The following is a 19,193-nucleotide window of genomic DNA, read 5'->3' as shown; positions in this document are numbered from 1 at the left end:
GCAATGATCGAACTGTACCCGCGCCATCTTGCGCCAGTGCCGCCGAAGCGACAGACCGCCGCTTTCGCGGCATGAACGGTGAAATCGCTCAGAAATTGTGGCGCAGGCCGAACGCCGTGGCGGCCAGATGTGCGCCTTGCAGGGACCCGGCCAGGGCGGCCGCGCCGTTGATCGGGAAGTCGTAGGCGGCATTGGCGCCGTTGTGCAGGCGCGAGTGGTAGGCATACACGCTGGTGCGTGGCGACAGCGTGTAGTCGTAGCCGAGCGTTGCGCTCAAGGCGCCGGTCGCGTCGCCACCCTTCACGAAGCCCACGCTGCCCGCGCCGCTGCCATCGAAGGCCTTGCCGAGGCTGGCGCGCAGGCCATGGGGCCCGGCCTGGTGACTTAATGACAGATAGGCCGCATTGCGCGCCAGCCGGCTGCCGGGCAGCTCGTACGCCAGCCGTTCGCCGATCAGCGCCAGCCGCGTGGTGCGTGCCGTGCCGAAGGTATAGGCCAGTGCCGCTTTCGTTCCCGTGTCCGCCGTGCCCGCGCCGTGGTATTCGTGGTGGCGTTCGTGGGCAAGCACCGCGTACCAGGGGCCGGCGTCGTGCACCAGCGCCAGCGACAGCAGCGAGGGATGCGCGCCGCCGGCCGGGCGTTCCTCCGCCAGCCCGTGCGTCAGCCGCAGCGACCAGCCGCGCCAGCGGGGCGACCACCAGTGCACGCTGTTGGCCTGGCGGCGGTCGAACGAGGCTACGTCCGATACATTGTCCGTGCTGGCTGCTGCGCCGTTGGCGAGGATGTTCATGTAGCCGGCCGTCGTGGGGTAGAACGGATCGAGGCTGGAGGTGGCGCTGTTGTAGGCCGTGATCCAGTGGCCCGCGAACAGCGTGCCCCAGGGCCCTTCGATGCCGACCCGGGTGTCGCGCTGGGCCAGCGAGCCGGCACCGGTGTCGGGCGACAGCGTGCCTTCGATCTGGAACACGGCCTTCATGCCGTCGCCCAGGTCCTCGCTGCCACGGAAGCCCAGCACGGAGCGGTTGTTGGAGAGCCGTTCGGCATGCACGCCGGCGGCGCGCAACGCTTCGAACGACACGTTCAGGCGCCCGTAGATCTGCACCGGCTGGGCGCCGGCGGCACCGCAGGCCAGGAACAGAACTAGCTGCAGGAGTGGTTTTTTCATGCCTTCGATTGTCCCGGCGGCGGTCTGATCGGGGCATCCCCCATCGGTAGGGGCGAACACGGTTCCCATTGCGCGGGTTCGCTGCTATAGTACTGGTTTTATATACAGTATTCGAGGAGGACGTACGTGGTGGATCTGATCGAGCAAATGGAACGCGCAGCCGACGAGGCGCCCACGCACGGCGCCGCGGCCCACGGAGGCACCGGTGCCGTTGCCTCCGAACCTGCTGCAACCCCGGCCGAACCCGAAGACGACGTGCCCGAAGACGACGAGCCTGCACTGATCCAGGAAGACCGCGTCTGGCAGGGCCAGGGCTGGACGGCCCGCGTCATCAAGAACGACGATGACGATGGCTGGGCCGTGGCGATGATCATGGATGGCGAGCCGGAGCCGGCGCTGGTCGGTCCCTGGACGATGGGCCGCGACAAGAAGAACCCGAAGCCGCTCGACACGCCCGCCTTCCACACGCTGGTGAAGACGGCCAACGAAGTGATCCGCCGCCACGAGCAGCAGCTGCATGCGCGCCTGCACAAGTCCGTGCGCATCACGCTCGAGGATGGCACGGCCGTCAACGTGAAGCTGGTGATCACGCCGGATGAAGACGATCCCTACGCCACCCTGACCGCCACCGAGGAATACGGCAGCGAACTCGCTTCGGTGCGCGTGCGGCCCGATTTCAAGCTGTCGCAAGCGAGCGCCATGGAGTGGATCGAGGGCGGCTACCGGAAGCCCCGCTGAACCGGGTCACTGGCAGGACTGTTGTTTCGGCGCGCCGGCTCTGGCCGCGGCGCGGTGCGCCTGTTATATTTCCCGAATGCATTTTCATAATTATGTGAGCAGTCATTCAGGGAGTCCGATGGAAGATCGCCTGCGCCGCCTCGAAGCCGTCCAGTCCATGCTGCTGGAGATCGGCCAGCTGTCGACCAGCTGCACGGACATCGTGCAGTTCCTGCGCGCCGTGCACGCGGCGCTGGGCCGCATCATGTACGCGGCGAACTTCTATGTGGCGCTGAACGACCGCGATGGCCCCACCAATGCGGTGCGCTTCGTGTACTTCGTCGACGAGGCCGACCTGCCGCCCGATCCGGGCGAGGTGATCACGCTGGCCTCGCCGGACGAATCGCCGACCGCGTGGGTGATCCTGAACGGCCAGCGGCTGGTGATGACGGCGGCCGAGCACCTGTCACGCCGCCAGGTCGCCTCCTACGGCGTCGGCACCGTCGCCGAGCACTGGATGGGCTCCCCGCTGCAGGACCAGAACCACCAGACGCTGGGCGCCATCGTCATCCAGAGCTACGACAGCGAACATACCTACAGCGGCGAGGACCAGGCGCTGTTCGCGCTGATCGCCAACCACGTGTCGTCCGCGCTGCAGGGCCTGCAGAGCATGGACCGGCTGGAGCGGGCCGTCAGCGAACGCACGCTGCGCCTCGAGCACGAGGTGGCGGAGCGGCGCCGCGCCGAGGAAGCGATCGGCAAGGCCAAGGCCTCGCTGGAAGAACAGAACGCGGCGCTGGCCAGCGCGCTCACGCGTTTGCAGCAGGCGCAGTCGGAACTGGTGCGGCAGGAGAAGCTGGCGTCGCTGGGCCGGCTGGTGGCGGGCGTGGCACACGAGATCAATACGCCGCTGGGCATCTGCGTCACGGCCACCTCGCACCTGGTGCAGGAGCTGAAGCTCACGAAGGAAGAACTGGCGGCCGGCGAGCTGGATGAAGAGGGCCTGAACGGCTTCTTCGACACCATCGACCAGTCGCTGCGCATCATGACCACCAACACGCAGCGCGCGGCGGCCCTGGTGCGCAGCTTCAAGCAGGTGGCGGTGGACCAGTCGTCGGAGAACGTGCGCCACTTCAATCTGGCGAAGTACCTGGCCGAGGTGCTGCTGTCGCTGCAGCCGAAGCTGAAGGGCAAGCCGGTGAAGGTGGAGGTGGACTGCCCGCCGGACATCCACCTGGACAGCTTCCCGGGCGCGGTGTCGCAGATCGTCACGAACATGGTGGAGAACTCGCTGGTGCACGGCTTCGGCGAGGACCAGGCGGGCACCATCCGCATCAAGTGCCGTGCCGAGGGTGAAGAAGTGCTGTTCGATTACAGCGACGACGGCGCCGGCATGGATCCGCACACGCTGGCGCAGCTGTTCGATCCGTTCTTCACGACGAAGCGGGGCAGCGGCGGCTCGGGCCTCGGCGCGCACATCCTGTACAACCTCGCCACCGGCCCGCTGGCCGGCGCCATCAACGTCACCAGCGCACCCGGCATGGGGCTCCACTACCAGCTGCGGTTCCCGCGCAACCAGCGCAAGCGCGGCTGATTAGAAAAAAGCTTCAATAGGGGGACTGGAAGGAGTGCAGCCCTGCATGGCTGCACCGTTTCGCAGGCGCGAAATATATTTCGCGAAACCCCTGCTCCACCACCGAAGTTGACACGGGCCCAGCCATAGAGGGCTAGTCGGGCAGCCGCGCGTTGATGGCAAGGGCTTCGTCGATGTTGGCGATCAGCAGCTCGACATAGCGGGGGTCGAGGTGCTTGCCGGCCACTTCGCGCAGGTAGTCGGTGACGCGTTCGACGGGCCAGGCTTCCTTGTAGCAGCGCTTGTGCATCAGGGCGTCAAACACGTCGGCCACGGCCACGATGCGGGCGTACAGGTGGATGTCCTCGCCCTTCAGCCCTTGCGGATAGCCGCTGCCGTCATATTTCTCGTGGTGCTGGTGGGCGATCACGGCGGCGGCCTTCAGGATCGGGCGCTGCGAGCCGTCCAGGATCGACAGGCCCACGGCCGGGTGCTGCTTCATGATTTCCCACTCGTCCGGATCGAGCTTGCCGGGTTTGAGCAGCACGGCGTCCGGCGTGGCGATCTTGCCGATGTCGTGCATCGGCGCGGCGTGCTTTAGCACTGCCACTTCATCGTCCGGCATGCCGGAGGCCTTCGCCAGCACCTGGCATACCTCGGCCATGCGGCGCACGTGGTTGCCCGCCTCGTAGGAGCGCGATTCCACCACGTCGCCCAGGCGCAGGATCAGTTCGGCCTGCGTGTCGGTGATCTCCTGGTTCAGCAGGATATTGTCGAAGGCGATGGCCACGCCGCTGCAGAAGATCTCCAGCAGTTGCGTATCGATCTCGGAAATCTCCTCCACGCCTTTCAGCACCAGCAGCGATGCCTTGCCGCTGTTGTTCGGGAAGTAGCCGACGTAGGTGTCGCCTTCCAGCTTCGAGATGCGGTTGCTCTGCGCCACGCGCAGCTGGGTGACGAGGTCCGGCGTCAGCAGCGGTCCTTCGCCGATCTGCGCCAGCACTTCGAAATCGCCGGCGTCGCCGTACGCGGTGGCGCCGCGCAGCCGCAGCAGCATGCTCTGCTCCAGGCGCAGCAAGGCCACCACCTGCATCAGCAGGCCGTTGGCGAAGTCCTTCAGGTTGCGCTGCTTGAAGATGTGAGTGGAGGCCGCGATCACCCGTTCCAGGCCTTCGCGGTAGTGCACCTGCTGGCGGCGCGCATCTTCCACCTTCATGATGTCGCGGTAGGCGCGCAGGGCCGCGAACGTGGTCGTGAACAGCTTGGTGCGGTCGAGCTCCGTCTTTTCCTTGTAGTCGTTGATGTCGTAGTCGACGATCACGCGTTCCTCGGGCGCCTGGCCCGGCTGGCCGGTGCGCAGCACGATGCGGGTGAACTGGTTGTCCAGGTCCTGCCGCATCCAGCGTGCCACTTCCAGGCCGCTGTCCTCGCGTTCCATCACCACGTCGAGGAACACCAGCGCGATGTCCTTCTCGCGCGTCAGCACCTCCTTCGCTTCGCGGCCGCTGTAGGCATGCAGGAAGGTCAGGCCGCGGCCGTCGAGACGGAAGCGGGTCAGCGTGAGCTTGGTGATGTCATGGATATCGGGCTCGTCGTCCACCAGCAGGATTTTCCAGGGCGGCAGCTTGGGCGAGGCTGAAGACAGAAAGGACATGGGCGACTTCCGGAAAAAAGGACGGCCGCGCTGGGCGGCTCGAATTTTTCCGATTGTATTCGTAGTATTGCTGCTTAACAACAAGCAATGAGTGTTACAGCAGCTTTACAACACTGGCCCGTAGCGCTTCTGGCAACGCTCGCACCAGAAGGTGCGGCGCTGCGTCTTGCCCAGGTGGGCCTTGTGGAAGGCGATGTTGCAGCGCGGGCAGATGCGCTTCGTGTGCGCCAGCCAGTGCTGTTTCAGCACGAACGCTTTCTTCCACTCGAGGAATTCGAAGCTGTAGACGCGCGCCTGCTTCACCAGTTCGCGCAGCTTGGTCGCCGGCAGGTCGCCGACCCGGGACAGTGGATGGATCCTCAGCCGGAACAGCACCTCGTTCTTGATGATGTTGCCCACGCCGGAAAAGATGGTCTGGTCGAGCAGGGCGTCGCACACCAGTTCATCGGGCTTGGCGCGCAGCTTCTTCAGCGCGGCGGCCGGCTTCCAGGCGTCGGCTATCACGTCGGCCTGCCAGTCGTAGGCTTCATCCAGCTCGCCTTCGACGAGCTTCATGGCGCAGGTGTAGAAATTGAGCTCGCCGCCTTCCTCGAACGCCAGGCCGAGCCGCTCGGGACTGCCGTCCTTGCGCTCGTCGATGCGATAGCTGCCGAACATCAGGAAGTGGATGCGGATACTGTAGAGCGGCAGCTCGATCAGGAAATGCTTGCCCCAGGTGCGCACCGACAGGATCGGCTGGCCCACCAGTTCGTCGAACGCCAGCGTCTTGGCGTTGCCGTGCGCGGCAGCGATCGTGCGGCCCTCGTAGGGCCTGGCCAGTTCTTTCAGGATGACGAGGGAAGGTCCTTCGGGCATGCCGGGCTCCGCGGGGATGACGAGGTGGCCAGTGTGCCGAAGCGGTCGCGGCCGAGCGGTGCGTGGACGCACATATGCGCACCAGAAAAGTTTCCAAAAAACGGGGACTGTCCCCATTTTTTGGCAACTCTTTTTTACAACAAAAAAACCGCACAGGGCTTGCACCCCGTGCGGCAAAGGATCAGCGGCCGCGAGCAACGGACGCATCAGGACCCTGGAGTTCTCCGTCAGGAGAGGGTAGGCATGCCCGTCAGGTAGCCGACGGCGGCGCCATAGCGGTCGCGGTAGTTGGCGCGGATCAGCGGATCGAGCGTCGCCACCACGTTCTTGTGCAGGCCGCCCGTGATGTTGCCGGCGGCGTCGCGCGTCACTTCCCAGTCGCCCGGGTGCTGGAAGTTGCTCATGATGTAGGCGAAGCCGTTGATGTCGTCCACCGCGTGCAGGCCGGTCGATTCGGCGCCCGCCGGGTTGGACAGCACGCGCGCCAGCACCTTCGTGTCGACGTTGTACGCCCACAGGAAGTTGTTGACGTGGGTGCTGGAGTCCTCGCCCACGAACAGCGTGCGCAGCTTTTCCGAGAACTTGATGTTGTCCGGGTTGGCGACCTTGTCGGCGCTGGCGGTGTTGCCCAGCGCGTCCGGCGTGGCCAGGTCTTCGGCGACCAGGGCCGGCACGGCGCCCATGTCCACCGGCACCCATTCGCTGTTGATGGCGGTGCCGGTCGTGTCCTTCTGGCCGCCCTTCAGGTTCAGCGCGTACACGGCGCCGGCCGACGGGCCCTTGATGGCGATGCCGCCCGAACCGTCCTTCATCTGCGCGCCGATCGAGGCGATCGCGCAGTAGGCGATCTTGTCCTTGGCGTTGACGGTGGTGCCTTCCAGCTTCGTGAAGCCCAGGCTGCCGCCCTTCAGCGCGGCGTAGCGGTGGGTTTCCAGGAACGTGGCGGCCAGCTCCATGCCCGGCACGACCTTGACCCAGTTCGGCTTGCCGCTGAACGGGATCTTCGTGAACGACGGATCGGCCGGATCGGTGGTGGCCACCGTCATGATCTGGGTGGACGAGGTGATCCTGTCGGCCAGCGCCTTGATCTCGGCGCTGGTGGCGTGGCCCAGGCGGATCCAGGTGAGGTCCGCGGAGCCGCCGTTGTCGGTGGTCTTCTGCGCCCACTTGGCGACGAACAGCGTGCCGGCGGACAGGTCCTGCGCCTTGTCGGCGACGAACATGAACAGGCCGCCGTTGGTGGCATCGTCGCCCATCAGCACGGTGCGCTCGTCCGGCATCACCTGCACCAGCTCGTGCGAGATGCGGCCCAGGCAGTAGTGCTTCTTGCAGGAACCCGTGCCGTCCGCATTGACGGTGATTTCCGGCAGGTGGCCGTAGTGGTAGGGATTGGCCTTCTTGCTGTCGCCGTACAGGTTCAGCGAGAAGTTCTGGAACTGCGTGTTCGATGCGATCGTCGTGGCATCCGGCTCGTATTCCTCGGACGACAGGTGGGTGTTCCACGGCGAACGGCTGGCGCCGCAGGTGATCCACAGGCCGTTGGCCGGGCTGGTGTCCACGTTGTGGTATTTCACCAGGGTGAGGGCGCCGGTGGTCTTGTCCTGGTCCAGCGTGAGGATCGCGATCGGCGACGGCAGCATGCCGTACATCGAGTCGCCCTTCACGTTGCGGGTGGCGTATTCGAACTGCACCACGGCGAACACGGTGTTGCCCTTGATGTTGGGGACGGTCGGTGCGGCCAGCTTCAGCAGCGAGCTGCCGTCCGGGCAGTCGGAGAAGAACTGGCGCGCGTTGGCATCCGTCTTGTCCAGGATCGGCTTGTTGTTGATGTCGTAGTAGCCGCCGGCCAGGATCGTGCCGCCGCTCCCGTTCGGCACCATCGCGCCCGTGATGAAGAAGGTCTCGTACTTCAGTGCGTAGGTGGTCTTGCTGGTGTCGCTGTAGCTGGCGACCATCGACGAGGCGACCGAGGTGGTGGCCATCTGCGAAGCCTGGGCCAGCGTGGGCGCGGCCATCGGCGAGAAGGAAATCGAGCTCAGCGTGGCTGGGGCCGGCGCCGGGGGAATGGTGATGGACGATCCGCTGTCATTGTCGCCGCCGCAGGCCGCCAGCAGGGCGGCGGTGGCGCTGCCACCGGCCAGCGGCAGCAGGGGGGTACCCGAAAGGAACTTCAACAGGCGGCGGCGGGAAGGATCGGTGTACTCGGACATGGGGGGCATCTTCTGGGTTGTTGTGAAAGATGCCAGCATGTTAGTTGCGGCTTGTTACAACATCGTGACAGCGGAAACGTTCGCCGTTACAGGTGGGCGTATAGTGAAAGGCTCAATCAAGGAGAACGACCATGCAGCGGAACACCAAGCGGAAGGCTCGACTCTGGCTGGCAGCGGCGCTGCTGGCCGCAGCCGGCGGCGCGATCGCCGGCGTGACCGTCGACTACACGGATCCGGAAAAATTCATCGACCTGCCGCGCTCCCCGCACGAGCGCGACCGGGTGCTGAAAGAGGTGCGCGACCACTTCACGAAGCTGGGCAACGACTTGCCGGCGGGGCAGGACCTGAAGGTGACGATCAGCGATATCGACCTGGCCGGCTGGGCCGAACCGCGGCGCTGGTCGACGGACGATGTGCGCATCATGCGCGGCGGCGCCGACTGGCCCCGCATCGACCTGACCTATACGCTGGAGCAGAACGGCCAGGTGCTGCGCAGCGGGAAGGATTCGCTGAAGAACATGATGTACCAGCAGCGGATCAATCGCTATACCTCGAGCGATCCGATGCGCTACGAGAAGCAGATGATCGATGACTGGTTCAAGACGGCGATCACCGGCGGGCAAGTAAGCAGTAAATAAAATATTGCCGCGAAAATGGGGACAGACCCCATTTTCGCGGCAATATTTCCATAAAAATGGGGTCTGTCCCCATTTTTCAATCCAGCCAGTTCACCTGCGGGAACTTGCCCCGGAAATCGTCCGGCATCGGCACCACTTCCTTCAGCCGGTAGTTGAAGAACACGAAGCCGTATTTCGCCATCGCCACCAGCGTGTTGTCGGCGGGGCGGGTGACGCGGAAGATCATGTCGCCGCCGTACTTGTTGAAGTCCATCACGCCCACCTCGAACAGCAGCTGGTCGTGTGCATGGGCCTCCGCGCGATAAGTCGTGGCCAGGTCCGTGACGATGATGCCGTGCCCATCGCCTTCCGCTTCGCGCACGCCGTATTCGTACAGGAAGCGGGCGCGGGCCTCGGAGATCATCGAGATCATCGAATCGTTGCCGAGGTGGTTGCCGGCATTGATGTCGGTGACGCGCACCGCCATCTGCGTCGAGTAGAGGAACTGGTCGTCCGGGAACGACAGCTTCAGCCTGGCCATGGCCTTACAGCGTCTCGGCCAGGAACACCAGCGTGTTGCCGCGCGCCTCGGCGGCCGAGCGCTGGTGGTAGCTGGCGCGGTGCGAGCAGTTGAAGCCGTGTTCCGCTTCCGGGTAGACGTGGATTTCCACGTTCTCGCGGTCCAGGCGCTCGGCGATGCTCTTCACGGCGTCCTGCGGAATGTGGCTGTCCTTGCCGCCGAAATGCATCAGCAGCGGCACAGTGACCTTGTCGGCCTTGTCCAGTTCGTTCTGGATGCCGCCGCCGTAGTAGGCCACGGCCGTGTCCACGCCGCCGCTGGCCGCCGTCAGGTACGACAGCAGGCCGCCCCAGCAGTAACCGATCGACGCCACTTTCGACACGCCATCCAGGCCGCGCAGCACCTTGATGGTGGCGGCGATGTCCGCCACCGCCTTGTCGTTCGACGAGGCGCCCTTCAGCGCGACTGCCTTGTGCCAGTCCGCCTCGTCGTAGCCCAGTTCGATGTGGGCGCCTTCGCGCCAGAACAGGTCCGGTGCCAGCACCACGTAGCCGTCGGCCGCGTACTGGTCGGCCACGCTGCGGATGTGCGCGTTGACGCCGAAGATTTCCTGGATCAGCACGATGCCGGGGCCCTTGCCGCCGCGTGGCAGTGCCTGGTAGGCCTGGAAGGTGCCGTCATCGCCCTGGATGTCGATCCACTGGCCCTGCGGTTGATTCTGGTTTGCGGTCTGAGTCAATCTGTTCTCCGATTCAAGTTGGATCCGGCGACGCTGCGGTGGCCGGGCGGACCAGTATAAAACGAACCTCGCCGGCCTGCTGCCACCAGTGCGGCGGTTGGCATGGCTGGCAAACGGCTACTGCCCCAGCGCCTGCAGCAGCGCCTTGTGGAAGCCGGCCGGGTCCTCGATCTGCGGCGCGTGGCCCAGGCCGGGGAATTCCACCAGCTTGCCCTGCGGGATGCGCTGGACGGCCGCCTTGCCCAGCACCTTGTAGTTGCCGACCTTGGCTTTCACGTCCGGCGGGGCGATGTCGCTGCCGATCGCCGTCGTATCCGCATCACCGATCATCAGGGTGACGGGCACCTTCAGCTGCGGGAACTCGTGCACCACGGGCTGCGTGTAGATCATGTCGTAGAGAAGCGCCGAATTCCAGGCGACCACCCGGTGGCCGGGACCGGCGTTCAGGCCGGCCAGCATGTCCACCCATTTCTCGTATTCCGGCTTCCAGCGGTTCACGTAATAGGTGCTCTTTTCATAACTGCGCACGCTGTCCGCGCTCAGCTTCAGCTCGCGCTCGTACCACGCATCCACGCTGCGCCAGGGCACGCCCAGCTGCTGCCAGTCCTCCAGGCCGATCGGGTTCACCATCACCAGGTGCGACACGGCCTGCGGATACATCAGCGCGAACCGGGTGGCCAGCATGCCGCCCGTCGAATGGCCCACCAGCACCACCTTGTCCACGCCGGCCTTCTTCAGCAGCGCCAGCGTGTTGGCGGCCAGCTGCTGGAAGCTGTACTGGTAGTGGGCCGGCTTGGTGGACGCGCAGAAGCCGATCTGGTCGGGCGCGATGACCCGGTAGCCGGCCTTCGTCAGGGCCGTGATGGTGGCTTCCCAGGTGGCGCCGCAGAAGTTCTTGCCATGCATGAGCACCGCCACCCGGCCGTTGGCCTGGCCGGCGGCCGGCACGTCCATGTAGGCCATCTGCAGCGCCTGGCCCTGCGAGTCGAAGCGGAAGTGCTGCTGCGGATGCGGATAGGGGAAACCCTGCAGTTCCGGGCCGTAGGTGGCCGCCGCGGCGCTGCCGGCCAGCAGCAGGGAGAGGACCGAAGCGGCGATCGGCAGTCGGGACATGGAGGCTCCTGCTGGGATGGAAAGCGCCGAATATAGATGAAATTGCGTCAATGTGACGGACGCCTCGGGCGATCTGTGTCGCGGCCGCCGCCCGGACAAGGTAAACTAGCGCCTTTCCTGTCGCATTGGGCGATTCGAACAATAACTTATCGCGAGTGCCGCCATGACTGCTACACCTTCCCTGTTTTCCGACCTGGACCTCTCTGCTCCACTGCTCAAGGTGTTGAGCGAGGTCGGGTACGAACAGCCTTCGCCGATCCAGGCGCAGACCATTCCCCACCTGCTGGCCAACCGCGACGTGCTGGGCACCGCGCAGACGGGTACCGGCAAGACCGCCGCCTTCGCGCTGCCGGTGCTGTCCCGTATCGACATCCGCCAGACCACGCCGCAGGCGCTGGTGCTGGCGCCGACCCGCGAGCTGGCGATCCAGGTGGCCGAAGCCTTCCAGCGCTACGCCACCCACATCCCCGGCTTTCACGTGCTGCCGATCTACGGCGGCCAGAGCTACGGCCCGCAGCTGTCGGCGCTGCGCCGCGGCGTGCACGTCGTGGTCGGCACGCCGGGCCGCGTGATCGATCACCTCGATAAAGGTTCGCTGGACCTGTCGAAGCTGAAGACGCTGGTGCTGGACGAAGCCGATGAAATGCTGCGCATGGGCTTCATCGACGACGTGGAGCGCATCCTGAAGGAGACGCCGGCCAGCCGCCAGACGGCGCTGTTCTCGGCCACGATGCCGTCGGCCGTGCGCCGCATCGCCAACACCTACCTGCGCGATCCGGCCGAAGTGACGGTGGCCGCGAAGACCACGACCTCGGAAAACATCCAGCAGCGCTACTGGTTCGTCTCCGGCATGCACAAGCTCGATGCGCTGACCCGCATCCTGGAAGCGGAGCCGTTCGACGGCATGATCATCTTCAGCCGCACCAAGATCGGTACGGAAGAGCTGTCGGAGCGCCTGCAGGCACGGGGCTTCTCGGCCGCCGCCATCAACGGCGACATGCAGCAGGCAGCCCGCGAGCGCACGATCTCGCAGCTCAAGGAAGGCAAGATCGACATCCTGGTGGCCACCGACGTGGCGGCCCGCGGCCTGGACGTGGACCGCATCAGCCACGTGATCAACTACGACGTGCCGTATGACGCGGAAAGCTACACGCACCGCATCGGCCGCACCGGCCGCGCCGGCCGCAGCGGCGAAGCGATCCTGTTCATCACGCCGCGCGAGCGCACGCTGCTCAAGGCCATCGAGCGGGCCACGCGCCAGCCGATCAAGCAGATGGAACTGCCCACGCTGCAGGCCGTGAACGACGTGCGCATCGCCAGGTTCAAGGACCAGATCACGGAAACGCTGGCCGCCGGCGGCCTGGACCAGTTCCGCGGCCTGGTGGAAGAGTACGAACGGGAGCACGATGTGCCGGCCGCGGACATCGCCGCCGCGCTGGCCCTGATGGCACGCGGGAACTCGCCGCTCCTGCTCGACAAGAAGGCCGAGAAGGGCTGGCACGAGGAGGGCAGCGCGCCATCCCGCCCGGCCCGGGAAGAACGTGCGCCGCGCGAGCGCGCCGAACGCTTCGAGCGCCCGGACCGGCCGGACCGCCAGGACCGCGAACGTCCGCCGCGCAAGGAACGCGTGGCCCGTGAACCGGAACCGGGCATGGCCACCTACCGCATCGAGGTGGGCTACGAGGATGGCGTCAAGCCGGGCAATATCGTGGGCGCCATCGCCAACGAGGGCGGCATCGATTCGAAGTTCATCGGCCGCATCGAGATCTTCGACGACTACACGGTGCTGGACATGCCGGGCGACCTGACGGCCGAAGTGCTGGCCACGCTGGGCGGCGTGCGCGTGGCGGGCCGACCGATGCAGATCAAGCGCGAAGGCGCCGCCGGCGCTTCGGCACCGGCCGCACCGCGTGCCCCGGCACCGGCCCGCGCCCCGGCCCCTGCTGCGCCTTCCGCTGCTTCTGCTCCTGCATCTCCTTCTGCGGCGCCAGCGCCCGCACCGGCGCCACGCAAGAACCTCGATGCCATCGTCAGTGCCGCGGTGGACGAGGACGAGGCGCCGCGCAAGAAGAAAAAGGAAAAGCCCGGCAAGGAAGTGCTGCCGATGCGCGCCTACCGCATCGAGGTGGGCACCCAGCAGGAAGCCACGCCATCGAACATCGTGGGCGCCATCGCCAACGAGAGCGGCCTCGAAGCGCGCTACATCGGCCGCATCGAGATCTTCGAGGACCACTCGCTGCTGGAAATGCCGGCCGGGATGCCGGACGAGATCTTCAAGCACCTGGGCAAGGTGTGGGTTGGCGGCAAGCAGCTGAAACTGAGCCTGGCCGACGCGATGCCGCCGCAATCGGGCAAGCACACGCCGCCCAAGCCGGCGCCGGGCGCCGCCAAGGGCAAGCCGAAGGCCAAGCGCTGATCGACCCCGCAAGGCGTCACCTCCGCTGACATCGGGGACAGCCACCTATTTTCGAGCAACACGCGTGTTGCCAGAAAATAGGTGGCTGTCCCCGATTGTTGTCCGCGGCAGACGGGCTTGCTGCACGGCTACGGTGCCTTTCGTGCACCACGTTAATGCTTTCAATGCCATCTTTCTCCCGGCAGCCGCCGTTCTCCCTCTGAAGGCGGCTTCCCGAAAGGGTGGCCCGGAACTTGCATCTCCTCCCTTATTTACGCTCCACACGGGAGGGCGGATGTTACTGCGAAACGATTTACTCCAATACGACGCGACGGACAACGCGAAACAGCGCCGCACGGTGCGGATCCTGTGGATCGATCCGGCCCGCACGATGGCCTATATGTTCGACATGGACGGCAAGGGCTGCGACGTGGAGTCCGCGCGGCTGGCGCAGCTGGAAGCCGACGTGGCTGCCGGCCGCGCGCGCCAGCTGCAGGACGATCCGTGGCTGGTGGTGACGGACCAGCAGGCCGTGAAGCCCGGCCACCTGGCACTGCGCGACCGCGCCTGGGCCATCGTTGCCGAGCTGACGGCCGCCGAGCCGGCCATCTACGAGGCACGCCGCCGCGGCCAGCTGATCGCCGACTACACCGCCCGCAATGGCGTTTCGCATCCCACCATCTACCGCTACCTGCGCCGCTACTGGCAGCGCGGGCAGACCCCGAACGCGCTGCTGCCGGACTACTCGAACAGCGGCGCCCGCGGCAAGACCCGCGCCTCGACGGCCGGCGTGAAGCGCGGCCGGCCGCGCCGCGAAGGCGCGCCGCAGGGCGTGAATGTCGACGAACCGATGCGCCGCATCTTCCGCGTGGCGGCCGCCACCTACACGGGCACGCGCTTCTCCCGCCGCGGCGCGTATGACTCGATGCTGCGCGACTTCTTCGGCACCCGCAGCGTGGCCGGCGACACCTGGCACGTGGTGCGCCGCAACGGTGCGGACGATGCGGTGCCCAGCTTCGGCCAGTTCAGCTACTGGCTCGACCAGGGCCAGTTCCTGCGCCCGTTCCTGCGTCCCGCCGAACGCCCGCTGCCGCTGCCGCCCCATGCGACGGTGGTGCCGGAAGGCCGTCCCGGCGCCGCCTTCCACGTGGCCGCCGTGCGCGCCGACGTGCAGCTGCTGGCGCAGGACGACCGCACGCTGCTGGCCGGCCGGCCCGTGCTGTATCTGGTCAGCGACGTCTTCTCCGGCATGGTCACCGGCTTCCACGTCGGTACCGAAGCACCGGGTGCGCAGCAGGCCCTGATGGCGCTGGCCCATTGCGCGGCCGACAAGACCCGATATGCGGGGCGCCACGGCCGCACGATCGCGGCGCAGGACTGGCCATGCCGCCACCTGCCCGAACTGCTGCTGCTGCCGCACACGCTGGCAGGTGCCGATGGCGACGGCGCGGCCGGACTGCTGAACAACTTCGGCATCCGCAGCGCGGTCGGCATGACGGGCGATGTGCCGGCCCGCGCCGCGCTGGAACGGCGCTTCGGCCTGCTGCGCACGGATGCGCCGGCACGTTCCGATACGCTGGGCGCACTCGATGGTGCGCTGGACCTGAACCAGTTCACGCGCCTGGTGATCGATGCCGTCATCGAACACAACCTGCAAGGTGACGGCAACGGCCCGGCGCCGCTGCAGCTGTGGGACTGGGGCGTGCGCGAACGCGGTGCGGCGCTCAAGCAGTTCGGCGAGGAACTGGTGCGCTGCGCGCTGCTGCCGGTGCAGGAAGCCCTCGTGACGGCGGAAGGCATCTGCCTGAACGGCACGTACTACAGCTGTGCCAAGGCGGTCGACGAGCGCTGGTTCGAGCGCGCCCGCCAGCGTGGCCGCTGGGTGGTGCGGGTGGCCTGCGACACGGCCGAACCGGGCTGCATCTACCTGCCCGATCCCGCCGCGCCGATGCGCTACCACGCCTGTCACCCCGTGCAGCAGGGCGGTCCGGCGCTCAGCCCCCTGGGCCCGTTCCCCCGCCAGGAACCGGCGCGCCAGCGCGTCCCGGCTACCCCGTACGCCAGTTTCGAACGGATCGTCGCCGGCTTCGTCGGCTGACCGGCTGATTACCGATTCCTTACCGTTTTCCTTCGCTGTGACTTTTCGGCGCGCCGCCCGGCGCGCCTTTTTTTTGTGCTCTGCATCGCTCTGGTGCGGTGCACGAAGGGGAACGGACTTTGGCGGTCGCGGTCCGCGCAAACAAAGTCCGTCCGGCAGGAGGCCTTGTGCCATCAGGCTTTCTGCAAAGGTCCGCGAATCGGCTGCAGCCGAAGCGACTTAATTCGATCCCGCAAAAACAGTGCTTTCCAGGCGCCGTGTGGCACAGCGATTGCTTTTATAGCGATCAGGAAGCAGGGCAGATTTTCACCAGAGAAGGGGCATCGATGGAACGGGAATTGTTGAAATCGGTCACACGGCGCGATTTTCTGTATCGCGCCGCCGCAGTGGGTGGCACCGGATTGCTGCTGAACGCGATGAGTGCCTGGGGCATGGGCATCGCGTCGACGATGTCCGGACCGCCGGTGCTGAGCGGCAGTGGCAAGGGCAAGACGGTCGTCATCCTGGGCGCGGGCCTGGCCGGCATGACGGCAGCCTATGAACTGGGCAAGCTGGGTTACAAGGTGCAGGTGCTGGAAGCGCGCGGCTTCGCCGGCGGGCGCTGCCAGACGGCGCGCAAGGGGTTCGAGCTGACGGAGCTGGGCGGCGAAACGCAGCGCTGCGCGTTCGACAAGGGCCAGTTCATCAACCACGGACCGTGGCGCATTCCGCTGCACCACCAGTCCACGCTGCACTACACGCGGGAATTCGAGGTGCCTCTCGAGATCATGGTCAACGATAACGACCATGCCTACGTCTACCTGGAAAACGCCGGCGGTCCGCTGGCCAAGAAGCGCCTGCGCGCCAAGGAGATCAAGTCCGACCTGCGCGGCCACGTCGACGAGCTGCTGGCGAAAACGGTGCAGAACCACCTGCTGGACAAGGAACTGAGCGCCGACGACCAGCGCGCGCTGCTGGAATACCTGAAGCACGAAGGCCACCTGGAAGAGAACCTGGCCTACAAGGGCCGCACCGGCCGCGGCTTCGCCGTGTATCCGGGCGCCGGCCTCAATCCCGGCCCGGGCAAGCCCTCCGATCCGCTCGGCCTGTCCGAACTGCTGCAGTCCGGCGTGGGAAAGGTGTACAGCGCGGTGCACGACTTCCCGATGCAGGCCACGATGTTCCAGCCGGTCGGCGGCATGGACCAGATCGCGAAGGGCTTCGAGAAGCGCGTGGGCCGCCAGATCCGCTACAACTCGGCCGTCGAATCGATTCGCCATGGCGAGAAGAACGTGACGGTCGCGTACAAGGACACCGTCACCGGCAAGGCCGGCACCGTCACGGCCGACTACTGCCTGTGCGCGCTGCCGCTGTCCGTGCTGCGCATGATCGATACCGATTTCTCCGACAAGTTCAAGGACGCCATCAAGGCCGTGTCGTATGCGCCGGTCGGCAAGATCGGCCTGCAGATGAAGCGCCGCTTCTGGGAAGAGGACGACCATATCTACGGCGGCCACGTGATCACGGACCAGAAGGGCATCAACACGATCTCGCTGCCGTCCTGGAACTGGCAGGGCAAGAAGGGCGTCATCCTGGGTTACTACAACTACCAGACGGCGGCCATCGAAGTGTCCGGCATGTCGCCCGCCGAACGCGCCGAATTCGCGATCGCCGCCGGCGAGAAGATCTTCCCGCAGTACCGCGAGTCCTTCGACAGCGCCTTCTCGGTGGCCTGGCACCGCGTGCAGTACAACCTGGGCGGCTGGGCCGAATGGACCGACGACAGCCGCAAGAATGCCTACCCGCTGCTGCTGGAAGGCGAAGGGCGCGTGCTGCTGGCCGGCGAACACCTGTCCTACCTGACGGGCTGGCAGGCCGGCGCGATCGAATCGGCGTGGCAGCAGCTGGCACGCATCCACGAAAGGGCGATGGCATGACGAAGGTGTTTTCCGTACTGGCCGCGCTGGCTGCCTTCGTCCTCGCACCGGTGCATGCCGCCGAAGCCGATGGCAAGGCGGTCTTCCAGAAGAACTGCGCGGCCTGCCACATGGCGACCGGCAAGGGCATTCCGGGCGCGTTTCCCGCACTGGCCGGCAACAAGTTCGTGCAGGGTCCGGAAAAGGATCCGGCCACCGTGCTGCTGAAGGGCCGCGGCGGCATGCCGGACTTCTCGCAAAGCCTGAACGATGCCGATATCGCCGCCGTGCTGACCTATGTGCGGGGCGCCTGGGGCAACAAGGCGGGCGCGCTGACGGAACAGCAGGTCGCCGCGGTGCGCACCGAGGTGCAGGCCGAGAAGTTCACGGCCGGCCAGATGGCCAACAAACACTGAATCCAACCAGCTCGATGCAATCTCAGACAAGGGAATCCCGATGAAACAACAGATCGCCGCCGCACTGCTGCTCGCCACCGCCGCCTGCATCACCACCACCGCCGTCAACGCCCAGGACATCATCCGCCACAAGATCCCGGGCTCGGACTTCCCGATCGCGCAGGCCGTCACGCTGCCGCCGAACGCCACCATCCACTTCATCAGCGGCCAGGTGCCGCCGGTGGTCGACAAGGCCGCCGCACCGGATTCGCTGGCCGCCTTCGGCGACACGAAGACGCAGACGATGGGCGTGCTGAAGAAGATCGACGACATCCTGAAATCGATGAACCTGACGATGGGCGACGTGGTGAAGATGCAGGTCTTCCTGGTCGGCGACCCGTCGAAGGGCGGCCGCGCCGACACCAAGGGCTTCATGGAAGCGTACACGCAGTTCTTCGGCGGTTCGCAGCCGAACCTGCCGGCGCGCGCCGTGATGCAGGTGGCCGGCCTGAACTCGACGGGCTGGCTGGTCGAGATCGAGGTCGTGGCAGCCAAAAAATAGGGATTTCTCCGCCGTAGAGACGGCAATCACCCCATGAGGAACGCTGGCACTCCGGTGCCGGCGGGGGAGGCTGTTGCCGTCTGTTTTACCGAGCACCGTGTTTTGCCGTACCGAGCTTTTGTAGTCGTAGTCGTTGTTGCTGTCAGCTGCCGATTTTCGTCCATTACAAGAAAAGGGATCACGCAATGCACAAGGCCATCATCACATCCGGCGCCGCCGCGATGCTGCTGCACACCGGACTCGCCCTCTCCGCCAACCCCGCGCCCGAAGGGGAACCCCAGGCGGAAGTGGCGGGTGCCGCCGGCGCCCCCGTCTCCGTTGGCGCCGTGATCGTCACCGGTACCCGCGCCAGCGGCCTGAAAGCCGAAAACAGCGCGTCGCCGATCCAGGTGATCGATGCCGGTTCGCTGCAGCGCACCGGCCAGCCGGACCTGATCCAGGCGATCGCCCAGAACATCCCGTCGTTCACCGCCCAGGCCTTCGGCGGCGACACGGCCAACCTCACCTTGTCGGCGCGCCTGCGCGGCCTGTCGCCGAACAACACGCTGGTGCTGGTGAACGGCAAGCGCCGCCACGGCACCGCCAACCTGGCCGTGCTGGGTGGCCCGTACCAGGGCGGCGCAGCGGCCGACCTGAACTACATTCCCGTCGCGGCGATCGACCATATCGAGGTGCTGCAGGATGG

Annotated in this window: 16 protein-coding genes; 9 read left to right on the top strand and 7 right to left on the bottom strand. The window is 66.1% G+C overall.

What is annotated here, in order from left to right:
• Window positions 1-88: 88 nt before the first annotated feature.
• On the bottom strand, window positions 89-1,165 hold the full coding sequence (locus tag IP91_RS23560) for a porin (protein ID WP_145652611.1): 1,077 nt from the start codon (window positions 1,163-1,165) through the stop codon (window positions 89-91).
• A 147-nt stretch (window positions 1,166-1,312) separates the two neighbouring features.
• On the opposite strand from IP91_RS23560, the gene IP91_RS23555 reads away from it, so the two are divergent.
• Both IP91_RS23555 and IP91_RS23550 read left to right on the top strand, forming a co-directional pair.
• On the top strand, window positions 1,313-1,903 hold the full coding sequence (locus tag IP91_RS23555) for a hypothetical protein (protein WP_229474899.1): 591 nt from the start codon (window positions 1,313-1,315) through the stop codon (window positions 1,901-1,903).
• A 118-nt stretch (window positions 1,904-2,021) separates the two neighbouring features.
• Window positions 2,022-3,476: a sensor histidine kinase gene (locus tag IP91_RS23550; RefSeq protein ID WP_145652609.1), complete on the top strand. Its 1,455-nt coding sequence runs from the start codon at window positions 2,022-2,024 to the stop codon at window positions 3,474-3,476.
• A gap of 133 nt (window positions 3,477-3,609) precedes the next feature.
• On the opposite strand, the gene IP91_RS23545 is transcribed toward IP91_RS23550, so the two are convergent.
• From IP91_RS23545 to IP91_RS23535, 3 genes are all read right to left on the bottom strand, one after another.
• A complete protein-coding gene (locus IP91_RS23545) occupies window positions 3,610-5,109 on the bottom strand; it encodes a response regulator (RefSeq protein ID WP_145652607.1) in 1,500 nt (499 codons plus the stop codon).
• Window positions 5,110-5,214: 105 nt separating this feature from the next.
• Window positions 5,215-5,964 (bottom strand): DNA-formamidopyrimidine glycosylase family protein, encoded by a 750-nt coding sequence (locus tag IP91_RS23540; protein WP_145652605.1) that lies wholly within the window; start codon window positions 5,962-5,964, stop codon window positions 5,215-5,217.
• Window positions 5,965-6,191: 227 nt separating this feature from the next.
• Entirely contained in the window at window positions 6,192-8,174 is a 1,983-nt protein-coding gene (locus IP91_RS23535) for a PhoX family protein (protein ID WP_145652603.1), read from the bottom strand.
• A 131-nt stretch (window positions 8,175-8,305) separates the two neighbouring features.
• Here IP91_RS23535 and IP91_RS23530 point away from each other — a divergent pair, with 131 nt between their 5' ends.
• Window positions 8,306-8,812 carry a DUF3016 domain-containing protein gene (locus tag IP91_RS23530; protein WP_145652601.1) on the top strand — a complete coding sequence of 169 codons (507 nt, stop codon included), beginning with the start codon at window positions 8,306-8,308 and terminating at the stop codon, window positions 8,810-8,812.
• 76 nt (window positions 8,813-8,888) lie between these two features.
• Here the strand turns inward: IP91_RS23530 and IP91_RS23525 are convergent, their stop codons facing one another.
• The 3 genes from IP91_RS23525 to IP91_RS23515 all read right to left on the bottom strand — a co-directional run bounded on the left by IP91_RS23525 (window position 8,889) and on the right by IP91_RS23515 (window position 11,163).
• Window positions 8,889-9,332, bottom strand: coding sequence for a thioesterase family protein (locus IP91_RS23525; RefSeq protein WP_145652599.1), 444 nt, complete (start codon window positions 9,330-9,332; stop codon window positions 8,889-8,891).
• 4 nt (window positions 9,333-9,336) lie between these two features.
• Window positions 9,337-10,050, bottom strand: a complete 714-nt coding sequence (locus IP91_RS23520) for a dienelactone hydrolase family protein (RefSeq protein ID WP_145652597.1) — start codon at window positions 10,048-10,050, stop codon at window positions 9,337-9,339.
• Between the two features lie 117 nt (window positions 10,051-10,167).
• Window positions 10,168-11,163 carry an alpha/beta fold hydrolase gene (locus IP91_RS23515; protein WP_145652595.1) on the bottom strand — a complete coding sequence of 332 codons (996 nt, stop codon included), beginning with the start codon at window positions 11,161-11,163 and terminating at the stop codon, window positions 10,168-10,170.
• Window positions 11,164-11,326: 163 nt separating this feature from the next.
• Here IP91_RS23515 and IP91_RS23510 point away from each other — a divergent pair, with 163 nt between their 5' ends.
• The 6 genes from IP91_RS23510 to IP91_RS23485 all read left to right on the top strand — a co-directional run.
• Entirely contained in the window at window positions 11,327-13,579 is a 2,253-nt protein-coding gene (locus IP91_RS23510) for a DEAD/DEAH box helicase (RefSeq protein WP_145652593.1), read from the top strand.
• 274 nt (window positions 13,580-13,853) lie between these two features.
• Complete coding sequence (locus IP91_RS23505) at window positions 13,854-15,656, top strand: TnsB C-terminal domain-containing protein (protein ID WP_145652591.1); 1,803 nt, start codon at window positions 13,854-13,856, stop codon at window positions 15,654-15,656.
• A 341-nt stretch (window positions 15,657-15,997) separates the two neighbouring features.
• The gene (locus IP91_RS23500) at window positions 15,998-17,572 is read left to right on the top strand and encodes a flavin monoamine oxidase family protein (RefSeq protein WP_229474897.1); all 1,575 of its coding nucleotides are present in this window, start codon (window positions 15,998-16,000) and stop codon (window positions 17,570-17,572) included.
• The gene (locus IP91_RS23495) at window positions 17,569-17,967 is read left to right on the top strand and encodes a c-type cytochrome (RefSeq protein WP_145652587.1); all 399 of its coding nucleotides are present in this window, start codon (window positions 17,569-17,571) and stop codon (window positions 17,965-17,967) included. The genes IP91_RS23500 and IP91_RS23495 overlap by 4 nt, the downstream gene beginning before the upstream one ends.
• Window positions 17,968-18,007: 40 nt before the next feature.
• Complete coding sequence (locus IP91_RS23490; protein ID WP_145652585.1) at window positions 18,008-18,508, top strand: RidA family protein; 501 nt, start codon at window positions 18,008-18,010, stop codon at window positions 18,506-18,508.
• 185 nt (window positions 18,509-18,693) lie between these two features.
• Window positions 18,694-19,193: TonB-dependent receptor plug domain-containing protein (locus IP91_RS23485; RefSeq protein ID WP_158643195.1), on the top strand; the 500-nt coding region annotated here is incomplete at its 3' end.

This window comes from Pseudoduganella lurida (genome assembly GCF_007830455.1).
GTDB lineage: Bacteria > Pseudomonadota > Gammaproteobacteria > Burkholderiales > Burkholderiaceae_D > Rugamonas > Rugamonas lurida.
Note: the sequence above shows the minus strand (reverse complement) of the source record. Positions and strands in the feature narration are given on the sequence as shown.

Coding starts and splice junctions, on each gene's coding strand:
- IP91_RS23560 (WP_145652611.1), bottom strand. CDS start 1,165: ATGAAAAAACCACTCCTGCAGCTAGTTCTGTTCCTGGCCTGCGGTGCC.
- IP91_RS23555 (WP_229474899.1), top strand. CDS start 1,313: ATGGAACGCGCAGCCGACGAGGCGCCCACGCACGGCGCCGCGGCCCAC.
- IP91_RS23550 (WP_145652609.1), top strand. CDS start 2,022: ATGGAAGATCGCCTGCGCCGCCTCGAAGCCGTCCAGTCCATGCTGCTG.
- IP91_RS23545 (WP_145652607.1), bottom strand. CDS start 5,109: ATGTCCTTTCTGTCTTCAGCCTCGCCCAAGCTGCCGCCCTGGAAAATC.
- IP91_RS23540 (WP_145652605.1), bottom strand. CDS start 5,964: ATGCCCGAAGGACCTTCCCTCGTCATCCTGAAAGAACTGGCCAGGCCC.
- IP91_RS23535 (WP_145652603.1), bottom strand. CDS start 8,174: ATGTCCGAGTACACCGATCCTTCCCGCCGCCGCCTGTTGAAGTTCCTT.
- IP91_RS23530 (WP_145652601.1), top strand. CDS start 8,306: ATGCAGCGGAACACCAAGCGGAAGGCTCGACTCTGGCTGGCAGCGGCG.
- IP91_RS23525 (WP_145652599.1), bottom strand. CDS start 9,332: ATGGCCAGGCTGAAGCTGTCGTTCCCGGACGACCAGTTCCTCTACTCG.
- IP91_RS23515 (WP_145652595.1), bottom strand. CDS start 11,163: ATGTCCCGACTGCCGATCGCCGCTTCGGTCCTCTCCCTGCTGCTGGCC.
- IP91_RS23510 (WP_145652593.1), top strand. CDS start 11,327: ATGACTGCTACACCTTCCCTGTTTTCCGACCTGGACCTCTCTGCTCCA.
- IP91_RS23505 (WP_145652591.1), top strand. CDS start 13,854: ATGTTACTGCGAAACGATTTACTCCAATACGACGCGACGGACAACGCG.
- IP91_RS23495 (WP_145652587.1), top strand. CDS start 17,569: ATGACGAAGGTGTTTTCCGTACTGGCCGCGCTGGCTGCCTTCGTCCTC.
- IP91_RS23490 (WP_145652585.1), top strand. CDS start 18,008: ATGAAACAACAGATCGCCGCCGCACTGCTGCTCGCCACCGCCGCCTGC.